At 42.5% G+C, this 26210-nt stretch carries 22 protein-coding genes; 11 read left to right on the top strand and 11 right to left on the bottom strand.

Going from position 1 to position 26210, the window contains the following annotated elements:
- The first annotated feature begins 344 nt into the window (after positions 1–344).
- Positions 345–1322, top strand: a complete 978-nt coding sequence (gene epmA, locus Xentx_RS12345; protein WP_074020532.1) for an elongation factor P--(R)-beta-lysine ligase — start codon at positions 345–347, stop codon at positions 1320–1322.
- Positions 1323–1398: 76 nt separating this feature from the next.
- Here the strand turns inward: epmA and glpQ are convergent, their stop codons facing one another.
- Both glpQ and glpT read right to left on the bottom strand, forming a co-directional pair.
- Complete coding sequence (glpQ, locus tag Xentx_RS12340; protein WP_074020531.1) at positions 1399–2475, bottom strand: glycerophosphodiester phosphodiesterase; 1077 nt, start codon at positions 2473–2475, stop codon at positions 1399–1401.
- 574 nt (positions 2476–3049) lie between these two features.
- Positions 3050–4399 (bottom strand): glycerol-3-phosphate transporter, encoded by a 1350-nt coding sequence (gene glpT / locus Xentx_RS12335; protein WP_074020530.1) that lies wholly within the window; start codon positions 4397–4399, stop codon positions 3050–3052.
- Positions 4400–5381: 982 nt separating this feature from the next.
- Here glpT and Xentx_RS12330 point away from each other — a divergent pair.
- Both Xentx_RS12330 and Xentx_RS12325 read left to right on the top strand, forming a co-directional pair.
- On the top strand, positions 5382–8549 hold the full coding sequence (locus Xentx_RS12330) for a thioester reductase domain-containing protein (protein ID WP_074020546.1): 3168 nt from the start codon (positions 5382–5384) through the stop codon (positions 8547–8549).
- Entirely contained in the window at positions 8537–8719 is a 183-nt protein-coding gene (locus Xentx_RS12325) for an MbtH family NRPS accessory protein (RefSeq protein ID WP_074020529.1), read from the top strand. Before Xentx_RS12330 ends, Xentx_RS12325 begins: the two co-directional genes overlap by 13 nt.
- Positions 8720–8811: 92 nt before the next feature.
- Here the strand turns inward: Xentx_RS12325 and Xentx_RS12320 are convergent, their stop codons facing one another.
- Both Xentx_RS12320 and Xentx_RS12315 read right to left on the bottom strand, forming a co-directional pair.
- Entirely contained in the window at positions 8812–9912 is a 1101-nt protein-coding gene (locus tag Xentx_RS12320; RefSeq protein WP_074020528.1) for a glycerol dehydrogenase, read from the bottom strand.
- Between the two features lie 203 nt (positions 9913–10115).
- Positions 10116–10784, bottom strand: coding sequence for a 7-cyano-7-deazaguanine/7-aminomethyl-7-deazaguanine transporter (locus Xentx_RS12315; protein WP_074020527.1), 669 nt, complete (start codon positions 10782–10784; stop codon positions 10116–10118).
- A gap of 167 nt (positions 10785–10951) precedes the next feature.
- Here Xentx_RS12315 and tusA point away from each other — a divergent pair, with 167 nt between their 5' ends.
- Positions 10952–11206, top strand: a complete 255-nt coding sequence (gene tusA, locus Xentx_RS12310) for a sulfurtransferase TusA (RefSeq protein WP_074020545.1) — start codon at positions 10952–10954, stop codon at positions 11204–11206.
- A 213-nt stretch (positions 11207–11419) separates the two neighbouring features.
- On the opposite strand, the gene Xentx_RS12305 is transcribed toward tusA, so the two are convergent.
- From Xentx_RS12305 to rsmD, 4 genes are all read right to left on the bottom strand, one after another.
- Positions 11420–13774: a zinc/cadmium/mercury/lead-transporting ATPase gene (locus Xentx_RS12305; RefSeq protein ID WP_074020526.1), complete on the bottom strand. Its 2355-nt coding sequence runs from the start codon at positions 13772–13774 to the stop codon at positions 11420–11422.
- A 191-nt stretch (positions 13775–13965) separates the two neighbouring features.
- Positions 13966–14592 carry a lysoplasmalogenase gene (locus Xentx_RS12300; RefSeq protein WP_074020525.1) on the bottom strand — a complete coding sequence of 209 codons (627 nt, stop codon included), beginning with the start codon at positions 14590–14592 and terminating at the stop codon, positions 13966–13968.
- Between the two features lie 212 nt (positions 14593–14804).
- Complete coding sequence (locus Xentx_RS12295) at positions 14805–15086, bottom strand: DUF1145 family protein (RefSeq protein ID WP_074020524.1); 282 nt, start codon at positions 15084–15086, stop codon at positions 14805–14807.
- A 41-nt stretch (positions 15087–15127) separates the two neighbouring features.
- Positions 15128–15706 (bottom strand): 16S rRNA (guanine(966)-N(2))-methyltransferase, encoded by a 579-nt coding sequence (gene rsmD / locus Xentx_RS12290; protein ID WP_074020523.1) that lies wholly within the window; start codon positions 15704–15706, stop codon positions 15128–15130.
- 227 nt (positions 15707–15933) lie between these two features.
- Here rsmD and ftsY point away from each other — a divergent pair, with 227 nt between their 5' ends.
- From ftsY to Xentx_RS12265, 5 genes are all read left to right on the top strand, one after another.
- Entirely contained in the window at positions 15934–17628 is a 1695-nt protein-coding gene (gene ftsY / locus Xentx_RS12285; RefSeq protein ID WP_074020522.1) for a signal recognition particle-docking protein FtsY, read from the top strand.
- 6 nt (positions 17629–17634) lie between these two features.
- Positions 17635–18300, top strand: coding sequence for a cell division ATP-binding protein FtsE (gene ftsE / locus Xentx_RS12280; RefSeq protein ID WP_074020521.1), 666 nt, complete (start codon positions 17635–17637; stop codon positions 18298–18300).
- Complete coding sequence (gene ftsX / locus Xentx_RS12275; RefSeq protein WP_074020520.1) at positions 18293–19267, top strand: permease-like cell division protein FtsX; 975 nt, start codon at positions 18293–18295, stop codon at positions 19265–19267. The genes ftsE and ftsX overlap by 8 nt, the downstream gene beginning before the upstream one ends.
- Before the next feature lie 212 nt (positions 19268–19479).
- Positions 19480–20337, top strand: coding sequence for an RNA polymerase sigma factor RpoH (rpoH, locus tag Xentx_RS12270; RefSeq protein ID WP_074020519.1), 858 nt, complete (start codon positions 19480–19482; stop codon positions 20335–20337).
- Between the two features lie 120 nt (positions 20338–20457).
- Positions 20458–21591, top strand: coding sequence for a glycerate kinase (locus Xentx_RS12265; protein WP_074020518.1), 1134 nt, complete (start codon positions 20458–20460; stop codon positions 21589–21591).
- Positions 21592–21652: 61 nt separating this feature from the next.
- Here Xentx_RS12265 and Xentx_RS12260 read toward each other — a convergent pair whose 3' ends face one another.
- Positions 21653–22855, bottom strand: a complete 1203-nt coding sequence (locus tag Xentx_RS12260) for an MFS transporter (protein ID WP_074020517.1) — start codon at positions 22853–22855, stop codon at positions 21653–21655.
- Between the two features lie 139 nt (positions 22856–22994).
- Here Xentx_RS12260 and Xentx_RS12255 point away from each other — a divergent pair, with 139 nt between their 5' ends.
- Entirely contained in the window at positions 22995–23456 is a 462-nt protein-coding gene (locus Xentx_RS12255) for a MarR family transcriptional regulator (RefSeq protein ID WP_074020516.1), read from the top strand.
- A gap of 106 nt (positions 23457–23562) precedes the next feature.
- Here the strand turns inward: Xentx_RS12255 and Xentx_RS12250 are convergent, their stop codons facing one another.
- Positions 23563–23865 carry a helix-turn-helix domain-containing protein gene (locus Xentx_RS12250; protein ID WP_074020515.1) on the bottom strand — a complete coding sequence of 101 codons (303 nt, stop codon included), beginning with the start codon at positions 23863–23865 and terminating at the stop codon, positions 23563–23565.
- A 61-nt stretch (positions 23866–23926) separates the two neighbouring features.
- Here Xentx_RS12250 and Xentx_RS19185 point away from each other — a divergent pair, with 61 nt between their 5' ends.
- Positions 23927–24103, top strand: a complete 177-nt coding sequence (locus tag Xentx_RS19185; RefSeq protein ID WP_167366755.1) for a hypothetical protein — start codon at positions 23927–23929, stop codon at positions 24101–24103.
- Between the two features lie 963 nt (positions 24104–25066).
- On the opposite strand, the gene Xentx_RS19415 is transcribed toward Xentx_RS19185, so the two are convergent.
- Complete coding sequence (locus tag Xentx_RS19415; protein ID WP_208607579.1) at positions 25067–25303, bottom strand: hypothetical protein; 237 nt, start codon at positions 25301–25303, stop codon at positions 25067–25069.
- Positions 25304–26210: the final 907 nt, after the last annotated feature.

Here is a 26210-nt window from a genome sequence, read left to right as displayed (position 1 = left end):
TTAGCTTGAACGAAGAGAAAGCCGCGTCATTTAGGCGCAGTCGGTAACATGCCCTTATAGGGCTAGAGCAAACCACCCGCTATGCGGGTGGTTCTGATTTATTTGATTGACAAATAATAGTGTTTTTACTTTGTAATAACATTCGATTTAACCACGGTTGACTATAGATGAACACTATGTTCTAAATATAAATAAATGGATAACGAATATAGCTAACAAGGCTGCAAATTAAAAAATTAAGTGTATAAAGAATAAGGGCATAAAGAAATTGAGGACAATGAATTGTCTGGTACGCTTGATGAAGGTAAACTGCGCGTTTTGTTTTATTTTGGAGTCATAGGAATATGAACGAAAACGCGAATTGGCAGCCAAGTGCCCCTATCGCCAATTTATTGAAAAGGGCAGAGATTTTGGCAGAAATACGGCGCTTTTTCGCAGATCGAGGTGTGTTGGAAGTTGAAACGCCTGCCATGAGTCAGGCGACTGTCACCGACGTTCATCTGGTACCTTTCCAGACACAGTTCGTTGGGCCGGGAGCGGTGGATGGCTTGACTCTGTACCTGATGACTAGCCCTGAATACCACATGAAACGTCTGCTGGCAGCCGGCAGCGGTTCTATTTATCAGATGGGGAAAAGTTTCCGCAATGAGGAAGCGGGTCGTCATCATAATCCAGAGTTCACTATGCTGGAATGGTATCGTCCGCACTACGATATGTATCGCCTGATGAATGAAGTCGATGATCTGTTGCAACAGATCCTGGATTGTGAAAGTGCTGAATCGCTTTCTTACCAACAGGCTTTTATGCGATATCTGGATATTGATCCCCTTACTGCAAGCAAAGAAAAATTGCGTGAAGTAGCGGCGAAACTCGATCTCAGCAATATCGCCGATCAGGAAGAAGATCGGGATACCTTATTGCAACTACTTTTTGTCATGGGTGTAGAAACTCAGATTGGTATTGAAAAACCAACGTTTATCTATCATTTCCCAGCCTCTCAAGCGGCATTGGCGGAAATCAGCAAGGAAGATCACCGTGTTGCGGAGCGTTTTGAAGTCTATTTTAAAGGCATGGAGTTGGCGAATGGCTTTCGAGAACTGACCGACAGCAATGAACAACGTCTTCGTTTCGAGCAGGATAACCGTAAGCGTGAAGAGATGGGTTTGCCGGTGCAGCCGATTGATGAATACCTGCTTGCTGCCCTTACTCACGGAATGCCTGATTGTGCTGGCGTAGCATTAGGAGTGGATCGCCTGATTATGCTGGCATTGGGTGCTGAGCGGATTAGTGAGGTTATTGCTTTTCCTGTGGGGATCTCGTAACAAAATCATTTAGTTGATGTAATTAGTCATAGGGCAGTTCAGGACTGCCCTTCTTTTTTTACGCTATTTACACTGATTATTTATGTTCGTGATGTTTTCTCAGGAACTTCACTGCTAAATCAGGGAAATCTGTGAAGGCCCCATCGACATTAGCCTTGTCGAAAACGATATCAAACAATTGATTGCCACTGGTGGCATATTTTGGCAATTGATCGATACGAATGGTATATGGGTGTACCGCCAGATGACTAGCGTGAGCCTCTTTTACCATGCCAGTTAATTTAATGTTGCTTGGCGTAGAATCACTGGCGATAAGCATATGGTAATCAGGGCCAATTCCATCAGCATATTTTGCTACTTCTTTCATCGCACCAGGTTTAAACATCCAGTCATAGCTATAATTCTGCCATGTACCATCTGGTTTTTGTTCGTACGTTTCCTTCCAGTCGGTGTAAGCAATAAGCTGAATCAGTTTCAGATCCATTCCCAGTTTCGGTTCTAGTTCATTTTTGATGCGCTTGAGTTCATTGGCATCAAAACATTGCAGATAAACTTTATCGCTCTTTTTGGTGTAACCATATTGTTTCAGAACTTCCAGAACCTTGCTGGTGATATCTTTGCCTTCTTGGCGATGGAACCACGGTGCCTTAATTTCAGGATAAATGCCAATGTCTTTGCCCGTGGATTTATTCAGGCCTTGAATAAACTCAAGCTCTTCCTGAAAGGTATGGATGCGGAAATCTGATTTACCCATTGGGAAACGTCCAGGATAGCTTTGGATTTTTTTGCCATCCTTGATATCAAAACCTTCAGTAAATTTCAGTGACTTAATTTCTGGCAGGGTAAAGTCGATGGCATAATAGCGACCGTCAGCGCGGGCGCGGTCTGGAAAACGTTCTGCGACATCCGTTACACGATCAAGATAGTGATCGTGCAGTACAATAAGCTGGTCATCTTTGGTCATGACCAGATCTTGCTCAAGATAATCCGCACCTTGTGCATAGGCCATTGCTTTGGCAGGTAATGTATGTTCAGGCAAATAACCACTAGCGCCACGATGGGCGATAACGATCTTATCTGCTGCATGTGCAATGCCTGACATGGATGATGCTAACAGAATACCGGCTATAATTGCCTTAATAGGGGTCTGCATTGGGGTTCTCCATTTATTCTAATAAAAATCTTAAACAAAAAATTATATTACTTACCGTTTTACTGATTGTTCGTCAGCAGTCAGAGAAATAGGGTGATCATTCAAATCGCTTTTTATAGAAAATAATGACATAACACAATCCTGAACATTAACTTTATTAGTAGTATGTCACAGTTTTATGACATAAAAAATTTTCTCTAAGTTCTTTTTATATCCCATCTTATTTTAGCTGTTATTAAATGAACTATAATATAGAATGGGTTTTTTATTACTAATTAATGAGTTATTGGAAAAACATTAGTTTATATAATATGAGAATAGAGTGTGTAAAATATGGATTACGTAGTAATCTTAATATACCAGTAATTCTTGCGATTAAGATTGGACATCTGGAAAGTATTAAATCAAAAGATTGTTAATACAGTATGGATATGAAGAAGATATTCACAAGTAAAAGTAAGCAACGTATTTAACGATGCATATATACTTCATTGTTCTATAACCTATGGAATCGCAGTACAATAAAGTTGTACTGCGATTGATAGGGGTTTAATCAGCGTCTTTCAGTTAATCACTAGCCTTGACGAGCAATTTCCTGTTTATGTTTGCTTTCACTTAGCATAACAAACAACAATAGAATAACAGAGAGGATGCTACCGCCGATCATAACCATAAAGCCACCGTCCCAACCGAAATAGTCAACGGTATAGCCGACGATGATACTGGCCGCAACTGAACCCCCCAGGTAGCCAAACAGACCGGTAAAGCCGGCGGCTGTTCCTGCTGCTTTTTTCGGAGCCAATTCCAGGGCATGCAGGCCGATTAGCATCACTGGACCGTAAATCAGGAAGCCGATAACCAGCATACAGAGCATATCGATATCAGGGTTACCTTCTGGGTTCAGCCAGAATACGATGGTGGCGATGGTGACAAGGGTCATGAAGAATACGCCAGTGGCACCACGGTTGCCTTTAAATACTTTGTCAGACATCCAACCACATAGCAGCGTACCTGGAATACCTGCGTATTCATACAGGAAGTAAGCCCAAGAAGACTTATCCATGGTAAAGTCTTTCACTTCCTTTAAGTAAGTTGGTGACCAGTCAAGAATACCGTAGCGCAGTAAATAGACGAATACGTTGGCAACGGCGATCATCCACAACAATTTGTTCGGCAAAACGTACTGCATGAAAATTTCTTTTGCTGTCAGTTCTTTTTCGTTTTTTTCCGTATAATCGGGTGGATAGTCGTTTTTATACTCCTCGATAGCTGGTAAGCCACAGGATTGTGGTGTATCGCGCATTAAAGCGAAAACGATTACTGCCACGATGATAGCCGCAAAGGCTGGCATGTAAAACGCGGCCTTCCAGTCATTGAACCAAGCCATGCCCAACATGAACAGCAATGGTGGCACGCCTCCGCCAACGTTATGGGCACAGTTCCAGACAGAAACAATTCCACCACGCTCTTTCTGTGACCACCAGTGAACCATAGTACGTCCACAAGGAGGCCAACCCATGCCCTGGAACCAGCCGCAGAGGAACAGCAGAGAAAACATGATAGCGATGCTGGAAGTGGCCCATGGCACAAAGCCCATAATCAACATCACTACAGCCGCCAGTATCAAACCCGCAGGCAGGAAAACACGTGGATTCGAGCGGTCGGAAACGGAACCCATGATGAATTTTGAGAAGCCGTATGCAATTGAAATTCCTGACAAGGCAAAGCCAAGATCTCCCTTAGAAAAGCCTTGTTCTATCAAGGAAGGAATGGCGAGAGCAAAGTTTTTTCTTACCAGGTAGTAAGCTGCATATCCGAAGAAGATCCCTATAAAAATTTGCCAGCGCAAGCGACGATAGAGTGGATCTATTTCCTGCGCAGGCAACCGCGCCTTATGAGGCGCCGGCTTGAAAATACTTAACATATTTTTGTCTCCACGTGACTTTTGTATGAGCGAATCACCACCATCAAACAATGATGGCGTTAAACGAAAAATTTTAGCTATTTATTTTCTATATCGAAGCTAATATTAGCTGAAAACAACCTTGTATGACTGTGAGGTGTCGCTAACATATAGATATAATTTCGCAAAGTCGATAATTTTGAGTGATTTAGCACTTTTTTTGAATACAATTTATTTATGTTAGTGTGATAAGTGTCACAATAAACGGCCTTTTTGCTTATTTTTTATTTTTTGCACGTTTAAAGTTTGTATACATTCTCGACCAAATAAAAGCTCATTATTATTAGGGAAATATGTCTGATGTAGTCATCATGAAAAAGTCAGATAAATATAACCCACACAAACATCCCTATTATAAAAGTTATTTAATAAATAACTGTTGGTATCTTTCTGTCTGATTCTTTTAACCAGTTGTGTATTCTTTGCCTAATAGTGTTTTAAATAACATTCTCATTTTCTCATGTGATTTATTTTTTATTTACATGCTTTGCGTTTTTTATAACGCAGTTATAAATAAAATGTTTGAAATTAAAATTCAAAATGATGGATATTACTACAAATAGTTATTCATGTTCATGATCGCAGTTTTTATGCAGTGTTGGGTGACTATTTTATGAGGTAAAATATAATAATATCAACATGTTAATTGAAATTGGTTGCAGATTGTATAGGCGTAATACACTCTGTCTTCCAAATAATGATTGGCTTTGTTTAAGTTGATTATTTAATTAATAAAAGATTACAAATTAATACTAATTAATATATTTATTAAATTTGCAATAATTTTTTGCAATTTATTTTTCTGATCCAGTTAACGTCAACATAAGGTATTTGAAAATACTGAATGCAGACAAAAATTGGAAGATCACGACTACCAGCATTGATGCCTCTATTCATCACAAAAAATGATGAAACCAATGGGGCTCAGAATGAGAGCATCATTATGAATACTTACACACACAAGGCAATATTACACACAGCATTTACTACTGGGCAAAAAAAATCTTCTGCTGTTGAACCTGAGTTTAATTGTAATATCAGTTACATGACAGCAGAACTAGAACCGTGGTTTAAGAACGTTCCTTCTCGGTTAGCTAAGTTGGCAAAAGGTATACCCAATGAGATAGCTGTTTCTGATCCTCATGAAACGCTGACATTTGGTCAATTGGATCAACGTATTGAGAATGCGGCACATGTTTTGCTTCACTACGGTGCCAAAATGGGTAGCAATGTTGCCATTGCGGCCCAGCGAGGTATTTCATGGTTTATAACCATGCAGGCTATTTGGAGAATTGGGGCAGTGTATATCCCCTTGAATACCATGATGCCAGAAAAACGCTTGAACGATATTCTCGCTAGTCTGCCGGAAAGTATTTTGGTGTCTGATGATACGGTCTCGGCGGGGCTTAAAGCATCAACATTAATTCCCATGAATACTATTTTAAAGAGGACAGCCAAAGCTGAAACAGCAGAGCGTATTGATATCCCTGTGTTGGGTGATCATCCGGCTTATGTGATGTTCACTTCTGGCTCTACAGGGTTGCCAAAAGCAGTGCAAGTTCAACATGACAATCTGGCTGCTTGCCTATGCGGATTTGGCAAGCTGTTATCAATCCGCCAGCATGACCAGATGTTGGCATTGACTACGTTCTCTTTTGATATCTCAGTCCTGGAATTGCTGCTAACCGTAGTGCATGGTGGCAGTATCTACATCGCTTCAATCGACACCCAACGTGATGCGATGGTGCTGTCTGAAACCCTGTCAGCTCCGCAGTTCACTTTCGCCCAGGCAACACCGGTTACTTGGTCAATGGCCTTGAATGCGGGATGGAAACCTCGCCCGGAAATGGGCATGCTTTGCGGAGGGGAGGCATTGTCACAAGATCTGGCAGATCAACTGACAGCTACCGGAGGCACATTATGGAACGTCTATGGCCCAACGGAAACAACCATCTGGTCAACGGCGTTTTGTATGAAAAAAGGCGATAACGTTCAACTGGATGGCCCTATTCCAGGCACCAGTATCACGATTGTCGATCAATATCTGCGACCAGTTCCCAAAGGAACTGTAGGAGAAATTCTTGTCGGTGGATTGGGCGTGACCGCAGGCTATCGCAATAACTCAATCGAAACGGCTAAAAGATATGTCCCTGACATAACCCGAAAAGGTAAAAGAGCCTATTTGACGGGAGATATGGCACGTATGCTTGAAGATGGCACCTTCATTTATATGGGGAGGCAAGATGATCAGGTGAAAGTGCGGGGATATCGAATCGAGTTAGGTGAGATAGAAATTGCATTGAGAAAACAAAATGGCGTACAGGATGCCATTATTCGAGTCGCTGGTAGTGGTGATTTTGCCAGGCTCCAGGCATTTATACTGTTCAATCCCAACCTGGTTGTGCCGGAGGATTGGGTTCGCAAAATTCAACGCTCTCTCAGGGAAGTGCTGCATGAAGCCTGGATACCTACTGAATATTACCGTATTCCCTATATTCCACTGACAAGCAGTGGCAAAAGAGATAAAAAGCGACTGGAAGACGTTGCGGAACGATTAAATGCCAGCTATGACAGAGTACAGCCGCGCATTGAAACGGAAAAACGTGTTTATGAAATTTGGTGTGGTTTACTGGGAACGGATGTATTCGGTATCACGGATGATTTCTTCCAAATCGGGGGAAACTCTATCCTTGTCGCCCGCATGGTAGAGCACATTGAAAAAGCGTTTTCACTGAGGGTTCCGATTTCTGCAATCTATGTTGAGCCGACGGTTGCCAGAATAGCCGCTATCCTGGATGAAATGATCGCTGAACGTCAGGCAAACCCTGCTCAGCTTGTAGGAACATACCATAGTGAAGCGTTAATTCGTCAGCATGCTGAGACGCTCAGGAATGATGTTTATCTGACAGAAAGGGTTTGTCCTGATGGGTTAGCTCATGCCAATTGGTATCAGCCAGATAAAGTATTACTGACAGGCGCGACCGGATATCTTGGGCTGCACTTGCTGGAGCAGTTGCTGAAACAGACCTCGGCCAGAATTATTTGCTTGTGCCGTGCATCTGATGCAGAACATGCCCGTGAAAGAATCAAATCAGGATTCAAAAAGTACCATATTGATGCAGGTAATGGGCTTGAGCGTGTAGATTTTATCATCGGTGATTTGGGCCAGCCGCGTTTTGGTTTGTTACCGGAGTCATGGATGCAACTGGCAGAAGAGGTTGATGTTATTTACCACAACGGAGCGTTGGTTAATTTCATCTATCCTTATAGTGCTCTGAAAAACATCAACGTTGACGGTACTCGAACAGCATTGGAGTTGGCCTGTACTGCGCGCTTGAAACATTTTCACTATGTCTCTTCTGTAAACGCACTGTATGCCACGCAGTCGCCTCGCCCCTATATGGAAGATGATCGTGCCATGAGTGAGTCGGTTTGTGATCCTTCCGGTTATTCAGGAAGTAAATGGGTATCTGAAGGGATCATTAATATTGCCCGTCAAAGGGGCGTTCCCGTTAGCATTTATCGGCCAGGGTTGATCCTCGGACATACCCTTACAGGAGCGGTACAGGTTAATGATTATCTGATCGCCTCCTTGAAAGGTTATTTGGCGATGGGTTTTTATCCCGACCATGCTCTATTGCTGGATATCGTTCCGGTTGATTATGTGGCGGCTTCACTGGTGCATATCTCCAAACAGCCGGCATCCAATGGGAAATTCTTTAATCTGTTCAACCCACAGCAGGTTTCTACCCAGCAATTTTTCGGTTGGGTGCAAGATTTTGGTTATATCCTCAATCCGGTGCCATTGAATGAGGGTAAAGATAAGATCCTGGCGCTAGATGATACTCATCCATTGTATCCCTTAATCCCACTGATCAGAGATATGACTGAAAGACCTTATCGTGCACTAGATCCGGTTTATGTTGATGAATGCCGCCCTGAATTGGAACTGAAAAATACGCTGGCAGGGTTAGCGGGAAGTCATATCCGTTGCCCGACAATTACGGCTGAATACGTCCATCGGGTATTGCGTTACCTGATCGGTACGGGATTCTTACCGGCTACCCTTTCAGAACGTTTCAAAAGGGAGGTTGTATCATGGAACAGTTAACCGGAAACGATGCTATGAAGTGGATGATCGTTATTAATGGTAAAAAGCAGTATTCAGTCTGGCCAGTTGAGTATGAAATCCCGATGGGATGGATAGCAATCGGCAGAACAGGAACGAAAGAAGAATGCTTGAGTTATATCGCTAAGATTTGGCAGGAGCCAACAAAATAGATATCACTGGCTGACATCGTTAATCAAATTATGGGCATGTTCCTGCGGGTTCATGCCCATCTTATTTCTGCCTTATTCCATTTCGCAATCACTTAATACAACCAATCTTTGCCCACTTGGTCTGCGGCCAAAATTGCAGCGTAAACTTGTTCTGGTGTCACAACAAATGGCATATTGTGAATGGTTTCACCCTCGGCACAACTTGCAATAGCGACTTGCATGATTTTTTGATGCAGTTTCTCATTATCACGTAAGCCCAATTGCTCCAGTGTGACTGGTAGCCCGACCTGTACACAGAAATCGAGCACGGCTTCCAACTCTTCACTTGGGCTATTTTCTAAGAGCAATTGTGTCAGGGTTCCAAACGCGACTTTTTCGCCGTGGTAGAGGTGATGACACTCTTCCAGCACGGTAAAGCCATTGTGGATAGCGTGAGCCGCTGCCAATCCCGCACTTTCAAAACCAATGCCACTGAGATAGGTATTGGCTTCCACAATATTTTCAACTGCTGGTGTACTGACGCCTGCTTCTACCGCCAGTTTTGCTTTGTAACCTTCCGCCAGCAAAGTTTCATAACACAGTTTTGCTAACGCCAAACCTGTGGTGGATGTCGCACCGCCGGCCATGGTTGGTTTGTGGGCTGTACTGTTGGCTCGTGCCTCAAAATAGGTGGCGAGTGCATCCCCCATACCTGCGACAAGCAGGCGAACTGGTGCTTTGGCAATGACATTAGTATCCATTAGCACGATATTTGGGTTTTGTGGATAGAACAGATAGCTGTCGAATTCACCGAGTTCAGTATAAAGAACAGAAAGGGCACTGGTCGGTGCATCGGTTGAAGCAAGGGTAGGAGAAATAATTACGGGTATTTGGGATTCGTATGCAACAGCCTTGGCAGTATCAATCGTTTTTCCTCCCCCGATCCCGATGACAGCCTGACATTGCTGTTCCAACAAAATGGCAGACAAGCGATAGATCTCATTACGGCTGCACTCACCATTGAAAAGTTCGAAATGGCTAGTCACTTCGTGTTCTTCTAAACTCTTGCTGACGGTATCTCCAATAAGGTTCATCACGAAATTATCGGCAATCACGAAGACGTGGTCGGCAAGCATTTTAGTGTATCGACCAATGTGAGATAACGCACCTGGCCCTTGGATATATTTGGATGGAGACTGGATCACTTTCAGCATAAGAAATATTCCTTCTTTACTGGAAACTAGGCATAGAGTGTCACAATACAGGTATAGGGCAGGTTACGAACTGCCCATCCACACTATACGGCAAAATAACAGAGAAGTTATGAGCAAAAGCAGGAAATGAGTGATTTGAGAGGAAATACTGGCGGAACAATTGACACCTGGCACCCTGATTAATTCAATCAGGGTGCCATTTTTTAGTTGGCCTTGACCAGAGTTTTAACTTCTGTTTGAGCGAAAAAATATTTCAGGATCAAATTTAACAGAATGCCATAAGCTGGCAGGAAGAACAGCATGCAAATAAACAGTTTGAAAGCATAATCCACTAACGCAATTTCTACCCAGTGGGTTGCCATAAATGCATCCGTGCTGCGGTAAAAGGCGATAAAGAAAAAGGCCAGTGTATCTAACATATTACCAAAAAACATGGCGGTAGCTGGCGCTATCCACCAGCGGCGTTTCTGGCGAAGACGATTGAAGACACCAACATCCAATATCTGACCGAGCACATAGGCCATAAAGCTAGCTGCGGCAATGCGGGCGACAAACACATTAAAGGTTCCCAATATACCGAATCCCTGCCAGGTTCCCTGGAAAAATAGAGCTGAAATCAGGTAAGAGATCAGCAATGCTGGCAGCATAACGGAAATAATGATCCGTCGAGCCAATGGCGCACCATAAATACGTACAGTCAGGTCAGTTGCCAAAAAGATAAAGGGAAATGTAAATGCTCCCCAAGTGGTGTGAAAACCAAAAATGGAGACGGGTAATTGCACCAGATAGTTACTGGAAGTAATGATCAAAATGTGAAAAAGCGAAAGCCAAATCAATGCAGTGGCTCGCTGTTGTGCAGTCAATTGCAGCATATTGTACCTTTTTGGTGAATGGGGTGAGGGAACCCAAAAAAATAATGTACCTGAGCTTAGGTTGCCGGATCATACGTTTATTACGTAATAAAAGTAAAGTACAGCAGTTGACGATATTTTGTAATATAATCCATTGCCATAGATTGTTTGAACCTACAGAGATTGTTATGTCCGATGTTTTTGCTAATCCTGACAAGACACTTGATACGTTGGGATTACGTTGTCCGGAACCAGTAATGATGGTGCGCAAGACAGTCCGTCATATGACTGCTGGTCAGACGTTGTTGATCATTGCGGATGATCCGGCAACAACCCGAGATATTCCAGGGTTCTGTCGCTTTATGGATCATGCGCTGATCGCCCAAGAAACAGCGCAAACTCCTTATCGATACCTGCTCAAAAAAAGCGAATATTCTGTTTAATTGAGAAAAGATTATATTATTAACTGGCAGAAAAAATGGACTGTGCTAGGCTCTAAATGTGGCATTTGGTCAATTATCACCTCGCTAGATGCCATATTTCTTTTTCCTTAATAGCAATCTTTTTAATTAATTATGATTTTGAAAAGGTGCAGAGTATTAACATGCACCTTTTCGATTTGTTATTTTCTTTTTAGGTTAATGTTCCATTTATTGCTACTGTGATTTGCTCCTAAGCAGCCGCACTGCATTTGCTGTTACCAAAGCCGTAGCTCCCGAATCGGCCAGGACTGCCATCCATAGCCCAGTAATACCCAATAGGCTCGTGATAAGAAATATCGCCTTCAATCCTAATGCAATGGTGATATTTTGACGGATGTTATAATGGGTTGTTCGAGACAAAGCGATAATTTCAGGTAAACCAGTCAGTCGATTATGCGTCAGAGCGGCATCGGCTGTTTCCAGCGCAACATCAGTACCACTGCCCATAGCAACACCAATACTGGCGGCTTTCATGGCTGGGGCATCATTGATGCCATCGCCGACCATCATGGTGCGGTGTTTTTGGTTCAATTCTGTGACCGCTTTCACTTTATCTTCAGGCAACAATCCTGCGCGATAATCAATGCCCAGCCGATTCGCAATAGCTGCTGCGGCACGGGGATTATCTCCTGTCAACATTATTGCCTCGACACCTTGTTTTTTCAGGGTACGGATAGCGTCTATGGCATCCTGACGTAAAGTATCTTGCATTGCTATCAGTCCCATAAATTGCCCATTCTGAGTGACAGCAACCGCTGTTTTTCCACTGTTTTCCAGTTCAGTGACTCTCTGTTTCCATTGTGCGGACAAGGTATTTTCCGACAATCTTCCAGGGGCTGCGACGAGAATTCTTTGCCCCGATAATTGCCCTTCCACCCCTATCCCAGCCAGTGCCTTGCGATGTTCAGCCTCAACAATTGTCACATTTTTGTTTTCTGCTGCATTCAGGATAGCTTTTGCCAGTGGGTGATGGGAGCCACTTTCTACGGCACCAGCCAGTGCCAGCAAGGTTTCTGCACTGATATTTTCCACCGGTTCAATTTCAGTAACCTGGGGTTTTCCTTCGGTCAAGGTTCCGGTTTTATCCAGTGCAATTGTGTGCACTGAACCAAGTTGTTCCAAGGCCGCTCCACCTTTGATTAGGGAACCACGACGGGTTGCAGCGGCCAGTGCGGAAGTAATTGCGGCAGGCGTCGAGATGACCAAGGCACAAGGACAACCAATTAACAACAGAGTCAGACCACGATAGATCCAAGTTTCCCATGAGCCGGCAAAAAACAGTGGTGGGATCAATACCATCAATGCTGAGAACAAGATAATCAGCGGAGTGTAGATGCGACTGAATCGGTCGATAAAACGCTCAATCGGCGCACGACGCTCTTCTGCTTCTTCAATCAGTTGCAGGATGCGGTCAATGGCACTATGACCAGGCTCAGAGATCACCTTCATCTGTACAGCGCTATCGACAGAAAGACAACCAGCGGCGACTTTCTCTCCTTGCTGCCGCTCAACTGGAATTGATTCACCGGTAAGGGCACTTTCATCAAAACTGGCAAATGAACTGAATAGTTCGGCATCGGTAGGTAAGCGAGCACCAGGGGCGATTTCAATGATATCCCCCGGACGCAGATCTGCTGCTGGCACGGTTTCCTTTTTTCCATCCTTAATTAGTAGGGCTTGTTCAGGAACTAATGCCATCAAGGCACTGACGCCACGACGTGCGCGTCCGGCGGCATAGGATTCCAGAATCTCCCCTAACTTGAACAGGAGAATAACCATTGCCGCTTCTGCGGTGGCATCAATAAATAAGGCACCAATGGCAGCAACACTCATCAAAGTTTCAATGGCGAAAGGTGTGCCAGAACGGATCAGCTTGATGGCTTTGGTTGCTACCGGATATAACCCAATTAGTGTAGTGATGATGAAAGCGATCTGCCCTGTGGGAGCACTGACTTTTGATATTCCCCAACTGACAAACATTAAGATGGCCAGAACCAAGATTGGGGAAAAAGTCTTCCAGTGATTGACCGCTGGAGGTAATTTAGATGCCGAACTTGCCTCCTTGATTTTAAAGCCAGCCTGTTTTACCGCTTGTTCAACAGCAGCACGAATATCAATATTAGCATCGACAACCAGTTTCTCTGTTGTAAACAACACCTTGACTTGCTTGGCTTCTGGCAGTTTTTTCACGGCATTTTCGATCTTTCCTGCACAGCTTGGGCAATCCATGCCTTGGATAGTCCAATTAAAACGCTGTCTCGCTGTTAATTCGGTGAGAGAGTTGTCCTGTATGGAATGTGCATGATCGTGTGAACAGTGTGTGCTGCTATTTTCATGGGAATGCGCTGTGCCAGTAGAGCAACAGGAATGGCTATGATTTGGCGCAGGAGAGTTATGCGAATGTTCGTGGCTGTGATCGTGATGTGAATGTCCTCCACTTACATTATTGGCGATATTCTGATGTTCATCTTTATGGAAAGATAAAGAATTGTGCTGTGATTGCTTATGTTTTTTGGACGTGGATAACATAGGCGACCCCTTAATTAGAGCTAATTTTAATCATTAACATTAACTCTACACTTTGGAGTAAACTCCAGAGTCAAATCCAATAAGAGGAATTCTTTTGATGATTTGTGCTATTTAAAATAGGTTCTCATTATCAATGTCCTTCCTCTTAATGTTATTTGCTCTTCAATCCCTTGGTTAGTAAGGGCAAGCTATCATAGGAATAGTGAACGAATAATCAAAAAGTGTCCGATAAAACCACAGGTAGCAACAATCGCTTTTGATAGTTTAAAAGGGAAACGATATTGAGCAATGATATTGATACTGTGTGCAAGGAGTAGCAGGATCGCGCCAGCGATGACAGAGAATCGGCTGTCGTTGCTGAGGGAAAAATATTGTTCTCCGGCAACCCAAACCATCAATAGTGCCATCACGAAGCTATCTACCACCCGCCAACGCATATTATCCAGACGAGTCCAGACTGTCAGTATGACCACAATGCCAATGACCAGCAGGATCAAAGGCAGCGGGAAGAAGAAACTGAAACTCATATGTAAGGCAAAACTAATGGTGTATAACAGGTAACTCAGGAACAACGCAATGAATGAGAACAGTAAATACTTACCAGGGAGCATGCGGAGCGCATCAGAGAGCAGGGCAGTAAGAAGGCCCGCAATGATAAGGTAACCTGAAACCTCAAGATTGGGTGCCTGGTAGGCCCATAATAATAGAAGCAGCATAGTGACGGGGCGGAAAACCCATTGCTGCCAGTTGGTGCCACGATAGGCGGCATCAATATATAACCACCCAGAGAAAAACACAGCAAGAAATGGCCAACTCATATTTTTCCTTTCCTTAAAGTTCAACGCCTGTTTTGTCAGGCAATTTTATTTATGAGAGGTTGGTACGAAGAGCATCTTGATTTATCGATATTAATTCGTTATTAACGAACAATTAACGTTTTATTATCAAAAGCAAAGAACGTCAATGAGTAATTACGTTAATTACTCATTGACGAAGGAAGAAAATAAGATGAGTCACTGAGTATGTGAAGTTATTTTCTCTCCCGTTGTTTCTCTTTTTGTTGTTTCTTCTGCCAAGCCAATAATTCAAAGACGCCGAAAAAGAAGATTTTGGTCTGGAGAAAACCAGACAGCTTTTGATCTTTAGGCTGAGAGTTTTTCAGCATCAGTAACTGAAAAGCATGCATGATTACCGTAAATACCATTGCAATATCCATAAAATATCTCAATGGCTTAGGGAATGGGTGAAACAAATTGAAGATCATGATACCCCAAACTAAGATCATGATCCCTCTTCCTAATTGAATAAACATCATCGACTCCAAAATCGTGTTTAAGCCGTTCCGACACCAGATTATTGGTGGCGAATATATAACCGATAAGCAACTTGTCCGGCGGTTTTTTCCCGATGCAGTTGCCAGTTTGGGGGAACTTCTGTCGCAGCAGATTCTGTTTCTGCCTCAACATAAATCCAGCTTTCTTTTGCTAGCCAGCCATTGGATTCCAATAAATTGATTGTTTCAGTCAACATCCCCTTGCGGAATGGAGGATCGAGGAAAACCACATCAAACGGTGTTCCGGTGCCGTTAAGGTATTGTAGTGCATTACTTTGCACCACATTGGCATTTTCAGCTTTTAGTAAGGCTAAGTTAGCCGATAGTTGTTTCGCTACATTGCGATCGTATTCAATTAAGGTAGCGTGACTTGCATAACGTGATAAAGCTTCTAACCCTAGTGCTCCGCTCCCTGAAAAACAATCCAGGCAACGAGCCCCTTGAATCCTTGGCATAAGCCAATTAAAAAGTGTCTCGCGGACACGATCTGTTGTTGGACGCAGGCCATCACTATCAGGAACCGGCAATTTTCTCCCGCGCCATTTTCCGCCAATAATGCGGATTTGTCCCAAAGACGCACGCTGTGGTTTTTTAGTCATAATTTACATAATTTAAATGTTTGTCATCCTACGCTGCTAAATAATATCTGGCGGAGACAAAAAGTGAGTGAAAACGAAGATATCCATTGATTAATTTACCACGAAATTCTCTATAGATATGTGTTGTGGTGTGATGAAAATGTTAGACTGGATTCATTACTGTTAGAACCTATCTCAGTAGATATAACAGCACATATCTAACTTAACCGCGAGGAGTATAGTGGCCGATGGCAAAAGAGAAAAAAAGAGGTTTCTTCTCTTGGTTTGGACTTGGTCGTCAAGATAAGAAACAGCAAGAGGAACAAGCTGAACAAGAAAGAGTAGCTGCGGAAGAAGCCGCTCGTCGTGCGGCAGAAGAAGCAGAACAGCAACGTTTGGCGGAAGAAGCCACCCATCGCGCGGCAGAAGAAGCGGAGCAGCAACGTTTGGCGGAAGAAGCTGCCCATCGTGCGGCAGAAGAAGCAGAACAGCAGCGTTTGGCGGAAGAAGCCGCTCATCGCGCGGCAGAAGAAGCGGAGCAGCAACGTTTGGCGGAAGAAGCCACCCATCGTGCGGCAGAAGAAGCAGAACAGCAGCGTTTGGCGGAAGAAGCCGCTCGTCGTGCGGCAGAAGAAGCAGAACAGCAACGTTTGGCGGAAGAAGCCGCCCATCGTGCGGCAGAAGAGGCGGAACAGCAGCGTTTGGCGGAGGAAACCGCTCGTCGCGCAGCAGAAGAAGCGGAGCAGCAACGTTTAGAGAAAGAAGCCGCTCGTCGTGCGGCAGAAGAAGCAGAACAGCAGCGTTTGGCGGAGGAAACCGCTCGTCGCGCAGCAGAAGAGGCGGAACAGCAGCGTTTGGCGGAAGAAGCCGTTCGTCGTGCGGCAGAAGAAGCAGAACAGCAGCGTTTGGCGGAGGAAGCCGCTCGTCGCGCAGCAGAAGAAGCAGAGCAACAACGTCTAGCAGAAGAATTAGCTCGTCAGGCAGAAGAACAGGTGTTACCTAAGGAACAAGAACGGCCAACCAAAGAAGGATTCTTTGCTCGTCTGAAACGCAGCTTAGTTAAAACTCGTCAAAATCTTGGTTCCGGCTTCTTGGGACTATTCCGCGGCAAGAAAATTGATGATGATCTGTTTGAAGAGCTGGAAGAGCAGTTACTGATTGCAGATGTGGGCGTTGAAACTACCCGTAAGATCATTACTAACCTGACAGACCATGCCAGCCGTAAAGAGTTGAAAGATGCGGAAGCGCTTTATTCTAAACTGAAAGAAGAGATGTCAGCCATTCTGGCGAAAGTTGATAAACCGCTAGAGATCGAAGGCAAATTACCTTATGTCATTCTGATGGTGGGAGTGAATGGTGTTGGTAAAACGACCACGATTGGAAAGTTAGCGCGCCAATATCACTCTCAAGGTAAATCCGTCATGTTGGCGGCTGGGGATACCTTCCGTGCAGCCGCAGTAGAGCAGTTACAGGTTTGGGGAGAACGCAACAAAATCCCTGTGATTTCCCAACATACGGGGGCAGATTCAGCGTCAGTGATTTTTGACGCCATCCAGTCAGCCAAGGCTAAAGGTATTGATGTCCTGATTGCAGATACCGCAGGGCGCTTGCAGAACAAATCTCACTTAATGGAAGAGCTGAAAAAAATCGTTCGAGTAATGAAAAAACTGGACGAAGATGCACCTCATGAAATTATGCTGACTCTGGACGCAAGCACAGGTCAAAATGCAGTAAGTCAGGCTAAACTATTCCATGAAGCTGTGGGTTTGACGGGTATTTCACTGACAAAACTGGATGGTACTGCGAAAGGCGGAGTTATCTTCGCGATTGCTGACCAATTTGAGATCCCAATCCGCTACATCGGTGTGGGTGAAGGCATTGAAGATCTCCGTCCATTTAAGGCAGATGATTTTATTGAGGCTCTTTTTGCCCGAGAGGATTAACTATCAATGATTCGCTTTGAACAGGTCAGTAAAGCCTATCTGGGAGGGCGGCAGGCGCTGCAAGGGGTGGATTTTCATCTACTTCCAGGAGAAATGGCATTTTTAACCGGTCACTCAGGGGCTGGTAAAAGTACACTTTTGAAACTTATCTGTGGTATCGAACGCCCCAGCGCAGGCCATATTTGGTTTTCTGGTCATGACATCAGCCGACTAAAATCCAGGGAAATTCCATTTCTACGCCGTCAGATCGGCATGATTTTTCAGGATCATCATCTGCTTTTGGATCGCACCGTATATGAAAACGTCGCTATGCCGCTGATCATCTCAGGAGCAAGTGCTGAAGACATTCGTCGACGGGTATCTGCGGCGTTGGATAAGGTCGGCTTACTGGACAAAGCGAAAAATTTCCCCATTCAGCTTTCTGGAGGAGAGCAACAGCGTGTAGGTATCGCCCGCGCAGTAGTAAATAAGCCAACAGTATTGTTGGCAGATGAGCCGACGGGAAATTTGGATGGGGCATTATCAGAGGGGATCATGCGTCTGTTTGAAGAATTTAACCGAGTTGGCGTAACGGTTCTGATGGCTACCCATGATACAGCCCTCATTGAACGAAGACATTATCGTATCTTGACCCTGAATCAGGGACGTATGCAAGGAGGACATCATGGCTAAGCATGTCCGTCATTCAGCGAAAAAAACACAGTCCCCAAAATCCAAGTCATTAAAAGGAGGATGGCGTGTACAGTGGCGTTATGCGTGGAAAAGTACTCTCTCCGATATGTTCCGCCAACCACTGGCAACGTTGCTGACTGTGATGGTGATAGCTATTTCGCTGACCTTGCCAAGTGTGTTTTATATCGTTTGGAAAAACGTCAATCAAGCAGTGATGCAATGGTATCCCATTCCACAACTCACGGTCTATTTGGATAAGTCACTAAATGACAATAGCGCCAAACAGGTAATTGATCAGTTGAAAGGCATGGATGGCGTAAAATCGGTAAATTACCTTTCCCGTGAAGAAGCCGTGAACGAATTCCGTGCATGGTCAGGTTTTGCCAGTGCATTGGATCTGCTGGAGGAAAACCCTCTGCCGGCAGTCGCTATAGTCTCTCCTAAATTGAATTTCCAAGACTCTCAGGCGCTAACAACGTTGCGAGATCAAGTTGCGCAGATTAAAGGCATTGAAGAAGTCAGGATGGATGATAGTTGGTTTGCCCGCTTGACCGCATTGGCTGACCTTGTTGGCAGAATTGCTGCCGTGATAGGTATCTTGATGGTAGTTGCGCTGCTTTTGGTCATTGGTAATAGTGTCCGGCTGAGCATCTTTAGCCGTCGTGAGACAATTAACGTCATGAAGCTGATTGGGGCAACGGATGGTTTTATTTTGCGTCCTTTCCTCAATGGTGGAGCCTTATTGGGGATTTTGGGGGCAATATTCTCTCTGATCCTTTCTTCTTTACTGGTGTGGAAACTTTCCAATGTAGTCACAGAAGTGGCAAGTATTTTCGGAACAAGCTTTATACTGCATGGTTTGGAGTTGGATGAATCGCTCTTATTAGTGCTTATTTCGGGTATGATTGGTTGGATTGCTGCGTGGTTTGCAACAATTCAGCATTTACGTCGTTTTAGGCCGGAATAAAGGTGTTTTCAGGGCTTGCAAATGAACTTTTGGGGTTAATTGTTGCCAAAGTCACAGTTATGGTTTTGTATTGACATTCACGCAACTGAGACGATTTGAATATGATCTCTACGGTGGTAAAATAAGCACACCTTCAGCTTGAATAAACCTTATTGTTTAACTCAGGCAAACCTGAAGGCCATCAATTTGGATCTAATTTTGAGAGAATTTGAATGACAAAAGAAATGCAAACTTTGGCATTAGTTCCACAAGGTAGTTTGGAAGGGTACATCCGTGCCTCCAATGCTTATCCTATGCTTTCTGCTGAGGAAGAGAAGGAACTGGCAGAAAGGCTGCATTACCAGGGAGATCTGGATGCAGCGAAAAAGCTGATTCTTTCTCACTTGCGCTTCGTTGTTCATGTTGCCCGCAGTTATGCCGGTTATGGTCTGCCGCAAGCGGATTTAATTCAGGAAGGTAATATCGGCCTGATGAAAGCGGTTCGTCGATTTAATCCAGAAGTAGGCGTACGTTTAGTTTCTTTTGCTGTTCACTGGATTAAGGCAGAAATCCATGAATATGTATTGCGTAATTGGCGTATTGTGAAAGTCGCAACGACAAAAGCTCAGCGTAAACTGTTCTTTAATTTGCGTAAGGCTAAACAACGTCTGGGGTGGTTCAATCAGGATGAAATTGAACTGGTTGCCAAAGAATTGGGCGTGACCAGTAAAGATGTCCGAGAGATGGAATCCCGTATGTCAGCGCAGGATATGGCATTTGATATGTCCTCTGATGATGACAATCATGATAGTCATCCAGTAGCTCCAGTGCTGTATTTGCAAGACAAGGCTTCTGACTTTGCCGATGGCATTGAAGAAGATAACTGGGAAACCCACGCTGCGGATAAACTTTCTGTGGCGATGGAAGGGTTGGACGAACGTAGCCAAGACATCATTCGTTCTCGTTGGTTGGATGATGACAATAAAACCACCTTGCAAGAATTGGCAGATAAATATGGTGTATCTGCTGAACGTGTTCGGCAGCTAGAAAAAAATGCCATGAAGAAATTACGACTGGCGATTGAAGCGTAATTTCTTAGTTGAGCAAAACTTGCTGGATTAAAAAGCGATAATTTATTTATCGCTTTTTTTATGTGCGCAAAATAAGCAGTAAAATAGTAATCAGCGTCAAAGAGCCGAGGAAATTCCATTATGAAAATTGTGATTGCCCCTGATTCATTTAAGGAAAGCTTGAGTGCCTTGCAGGTGGCGCAGGCAATAGAGCAGGGATTTAAGGAAATTTATCCACAAGCAGACTATATCAAGCTGCCCATGGCGGATGGCGGAGAAGGGACAGTAGAATCACTGGTGGCTGCAACTGGAGGAAAACGTATCGTGTGTACTGTCACTGATCCTTTGGGGCAACCTGTTAAGGCATTTTTTGGTCTGCTTGGCGATGGAAAAACCGCAGTGATTGAAATGGCTGCCGCCTCTGGTTTGCACTTGGTGCCAATGGAACAGCGTAATCCTTTGATAACGACGAGTTATGGAACGGGGGAATTGATTCTGGCTGCGCTGGAACAAGGGGTACACAAACTGATTTTAGGCATTGGAGGCAGTGCAACCAACGATGGTGGTGCAGGTATGATGCAGGCACTTGGTGCGAATTTATTAGATGGTGATAGTCGTATTTTGCCATTCGGCGGTGCGGCATTAACCCGACTAGAAGGTATTGACTTAACGAACCTTGATCCACGTCTCAGGCAAGTTGAACTTATCGTGGCTTGTGATGTAAATAATCCATTATGTGGTGAACAGGGAGCATCAGCGGTGTTCGGTCCACAAAAAGGCGCGACACCGGAGATGGTTAAATCGTTAGACTCTGCATTGCGTCATTATGGTATGAAAATAGAATCCCTTACGGGAAAAAGCGTGATTGATGCTGCTGGTGCTGGCGCGGCTGGAGGGATGGGCGCATCCTTATTGGGATGTCTGGGGGCAAGATTACAGTCAGGTATTGAAATTGTTATTGAAACCTTGAAACTAGAAGCAGCTATTCAGGGTGCGGATCTGGTCATTACGGGTGAGGGTCGTCTGGATAGCCAGACCATACACGGTAAAACTCCCATTGGTGTTGCCCGCGTTGCGAAAAAGTCTGGCATTCCCACCATTGCGTTAGTTGGGGGAATGAGCCGAGATTATCATGTTGTGCATCAACATGGGCTGGATGCGGTCTTTTCTATCATACCGGAAGCTTGTTCTCTTGCAGATGCCCTTGCCAATGGCGCCGATAATTTGCAGGTCACAGCACGGAATATTGCAGCAATTTGGGCTATTTCCCATTAACTGCTACATTGTTTTTTTAGCTTTTTTCATTTTGTAGTTTGCTTCCTTGTTTTATGGGCAGTTATCGCTGCTTACTGTGTCGTTGAACCATGATGACAGTGAAACCGATAGATACAGCAAATAACAATGCTCCCATTAAAAATACCCATTCATAGCGGTTATTGAATAACAAGAAACTACCAACCATTGGGCCAATAGCCATTCCCATAAATCGAATAAAATTATACAGTCCAATTACAGTTGCTCGTTCTTCTGCAAATGTTGCTAGCAGTAGAGCGGCATGTGTAGGTGTCGATATCCCCAGAGTAAAACCGTATAAAGCTATGACAATGATTAACGTAGGAATGCCGAATTGATATGTAATGGAAAACAACAGGACTAAAACCAGATTTAGCAAGCTGCTAACAATCAGGCCATTTATCTGGGATAACCGATGATGGAGTAAACGATAGCTATAGCTGCCAACAATCATTGCCAATGATATGGGAATGTACATCCAACCAATATCGGCAGGACTGAAATCATATTCATGATTTAAGATGATGGGTAAAAAAGTCAAAAAACAGAAATAACAATAGAACAGCATAAAACCAATACAGAAAACGGATTGTGCGATGCGATCTGACAAAATTTGACCGAATTGCAAGAACACCTTTTTGGCACTTGTTGGCTGTTTTGGCTTATTTTCTGGCTTGGTTTCGGGCAACCATAGCAAGTTGCTGATAAGTATTAGTCCACCGATAACAGCAATAAATTGGAAAATTGCAACATATCCGTTTAATTCGGCTAAATAGCCACCGAGCAATGGTCCCAAAGCAGGTGTCAGTGTTAACAACATCTGAGAAGTACTGATGGCTTTGGCACGATATTGCTCTTCATACAGATCGCCAATAATTGTTGCTGCAATAACAGGAATAGCGGCAATCCCAATAGCCTGAACTATTCGAAAGGCAATCAGCCAATAAATATCGGAAGCCATCGCACAACCAACAGAGCCAATAACGGCAATAGTCAGAGCAGGAAGTAAAATAGCTTTGCGGCCTTTACTGTCCGCTAATGGACCATACACGATTTGCATAATAGCTAAAACAAATGTAAATGCTGATACAGTCAGGTTTACTAGAGGCAGGGGCGCATTGAATAGTTCCTGTATGGTAGGAATAATAGGAGCATAGATATTTTGTGCGAGAGAGCCTAATAAGGAACTGAAGCATACTAGGTAGAAGATCACTTTTACATTATGAACTGAATTACATCTATTCATCTTTTTTCTCCATATTGTTTCCTGGGAAACAATTTTTGAGATTAATAAATGGGGAGATTTTGTAAAGATCTTTTTCTTCTTTTTTTGTTATGATGCCAAAAATATTTTCCTTGGAAATATTATTTTGGAAAAGTCGTAAATGAGTAGCAGTATAGTTCACCAACGTGAGATTCTTGCCGTAGTTAATCACTTGATACATCTAAGAGATGGTACTAAGGGAAGGAGTAATGAAAAGACACTCAGCGAATATGGGCTCAGTGGCTATTCATTGTCTGAATTACATGTGATCCAGTGTATAGGAAAATCGGTATTATTAAATATCACAAGTATCAGCCAAGCGCTGGGAATGACTAAGGGTGCAATCTCGAAGATCTGTGCAAAACTGCTTCAGCGCTCTATTGTTGAAAAACTGAAAATGGTAGATAACCAGAAAGAGACCTATTTCAGCCTCACTGACGAAGGGAAACAAATCTTTGCTACTCATGAAAAGCTACATCAGCAAGCAGAAGCAAGATGGTTGCAAATATTGGAAAATTATTCACCGGAAGAGTTGATAACCATTAAGCGATTTATTGCTGATATAGTTGACCACATTCGATAATGAAATGCCGCAATATAAATAGAGTCGTATGACAAGAGTCAGAAGCCTGAATGGGATAATTGAAACCAGTACACAACAGGCTCCTGACGGATTTATCTTGCCTCATTTAACAACCATCTTTGCCTATAATTGTCTCGGCAATGGGAATATATTGATCCGTAATTTTATTAACAGTATTGTCCTCTTTCTTGTCTGGTGTGCAATCTTCGAAAAACCATTCAATCGGCGTATTTAATATCCAGGAAATTTTAACAAGATGGGTGATGTTGATCCGATTCTTTCCCGTTTCGTAACGTGAAAGTTGCTGTTGGCTGAGTCCAATTCGCTTTGCTAATGCTGTAGCGGTAATACTCTGCTCTTTTCTTTTGTTCTGAATACGACTTCCGACTAATAGGTTTGCATCTTCCATATCTCATCCTTTTAAAATTAGTAAGTTATGGCGTCATCAAGGAAAGTTGTCGGAGCTTAAAATGAATTTGATTTCTGCTCCGCCAGTTGCTCGTAAAATAGAGCCTGCCTTGACGGATTCGCTGCCGTTCACGGTATGCCTATTGTTACCACCTGATTTGCCGTTTTTGTTTTCTGACATTCGTCTTATTTCTGTAATCCTTGTTTTTATGGCTACCTCTGCCTATTTTTTCGGTTGAGTTACCGATGCGGCTTAAACAGAGCTTCTATTCTCCTTGCATGAAAAATAACCAATATATTTCTAATTTCTATCTTATGGAATTTTGTGTATTTAAATTAATTTATCATGTTGATTTTTAATTGTTTTTAATTGATTAATTAATACAAATATGCAGAAATTAGTAAATTTTTATCTAACCTTGTATTTATTGATATATTCCATTCTTGTTGATGATTTTCCTACGGTTATAAACTGGACAAAATATACCAAACTGTAAACATAATCCTACATAATTTAACCTAAGTCAAATTTCATTACATACTACGAATTATTATAATTAAGTAATTATAATATATGATTTTTTTTTGTTATTCACACATTTTGTTACGTTACCATAATATTAATGGTGGAAAAATGTTACTTGATGTCATTCAAGTATCACCAAGTTGTCCAGAATTAATGTTTCAAAAGCATTACATATCCAAAATTTAATCCTACTTTATCCTATCCATATGGATTATAAATCTAAACTAGACAGTTTGGTATAAATTGTTTTGTTTTTTAATAAAATCTTATTAGTTTAACTTATGTAAAATTATTCTAATGTTTTGGTGGGTTGTTTCGGATGATCTACTATATTTTCATTAAAAATATTATTTACTATTACCTTTTCTACTAAATCGACTTTAAATTCATCTAAAAATGAAGTGCACTAGCATTTTTGACTTTTTTGAAAATGGCAGGAGTACTCTTACGAGATACTGAGTGATATTTATTATTTATATAATAAAAACAATAAGATATATATTTTCTTGGTAGGAGTTGTCTTACCAAGTTGTATTCTGTTTTTCTTTGGTGGTTTATCTATGGAAATAATGGCATTGAAGTGTTTTTTCGAGATATTTCATTAAGACTGGGAAAAACAACAATTATTGTACAAGATTCACAGCAGTGAGAAGTACCATTGTCGTTGGGAATGCGTTTATGAAACTGGGACAGAGGACATATTTATTAATCCAATTAAGCCAGTTGTTTTTCCAAGATGTTCTTGAGGAATTATCTGACTTCTGACGGTGTGAAAATAGACACTGAAAACACCGTCAAAAGCCATCAATAGCATGTAGCCAAAAAGGTACATCACATAATAGATAGAAAACGTCATTAACATGCCAGACAAAGCACTAACTACCAGAGCAGTACCATATATCAGATTAACCACCCACGTTAATCCACACAAATGCAGAAGTACTTTATTTTTCCAAAGGACTTTTGCTCCCTTCTTATTAGAATCCAATCAATGAATTGAAACTGAGTTTATCTTTGACACTGATATTACGTGATTTCAGAAAAAGATAATTAATCGCTGAAATAGTAAAAATTCCTCCTGCAACAACCAAAACAGCATTGATACCCCCATTAAAGAGAAATTGTTGCCGCAAGTGTTGGCCCTAAGACTTGAGTAATTTGGTCAACCCCTTGAACTATAGAAAGTGCTTTAGGTAATTCTTCCGATGGCATATTTCGAGGTAAGAGAGATTCTGTCGATATAAAATTAAGAACATAGGCAATGGAGAGCAAAGCCATCATTACCGCTAAAACAGGAAATGTGAGTTGTGGATAAAAAAATAGGATGCCAAATGCTATTAAAATTAATGATGTGTGTCCAATTTCAACACTGAAGAAAATAAATCCAGATAAAGGGAATAATTAGTAGAAAATCCTTGGTTAAAGCCATGAAACGATTCATTGGCTTCAAATAAGAAATTGAGCATATCTTGAACATCTATTCTCACGAACAAGTGATAACAGCTTCCAGCCCGCCAGTGTCTTCCATGAATATCAGAGATACATTGTACTTCTTCAGTAGCTTTGGAAATATTAGTATTTATTTGAAATTATTTAAATGAAATTATTATTTATTTGAAATGGTTTTATTTTGGAATTAACTATAATTAGCGTTTAGATTTACATTAGTTGTGTAATTTGATTATTATAAAATAAGTTGTTGAAGGCTATTTATAAACATAAAAAAACCACTTCAATCTGAAATAATTTCATACAAATACTAATACCAAATGGAAAAAATACAGCAAGGACTTAGCGCTCATGCCAGTAGATATATTCAA

Origin of the sequence: Xenorhabdus thuongxuanensis (genome assembly GCF_001908095.1) — a bacterium.
Classification (GTDB): domain Bacteria; phylum Pseudomonadota; class Gammaproteobacteria; order Enterobacterales; family Enterobacteriaceae; genus Xenorhabdus; species Xenorhabdus thuongxuanensis.
Note: the sequence above shows the minus strand (reverse complement) of the source record. Positions and strands in the feature narration are given on the sequence as shown.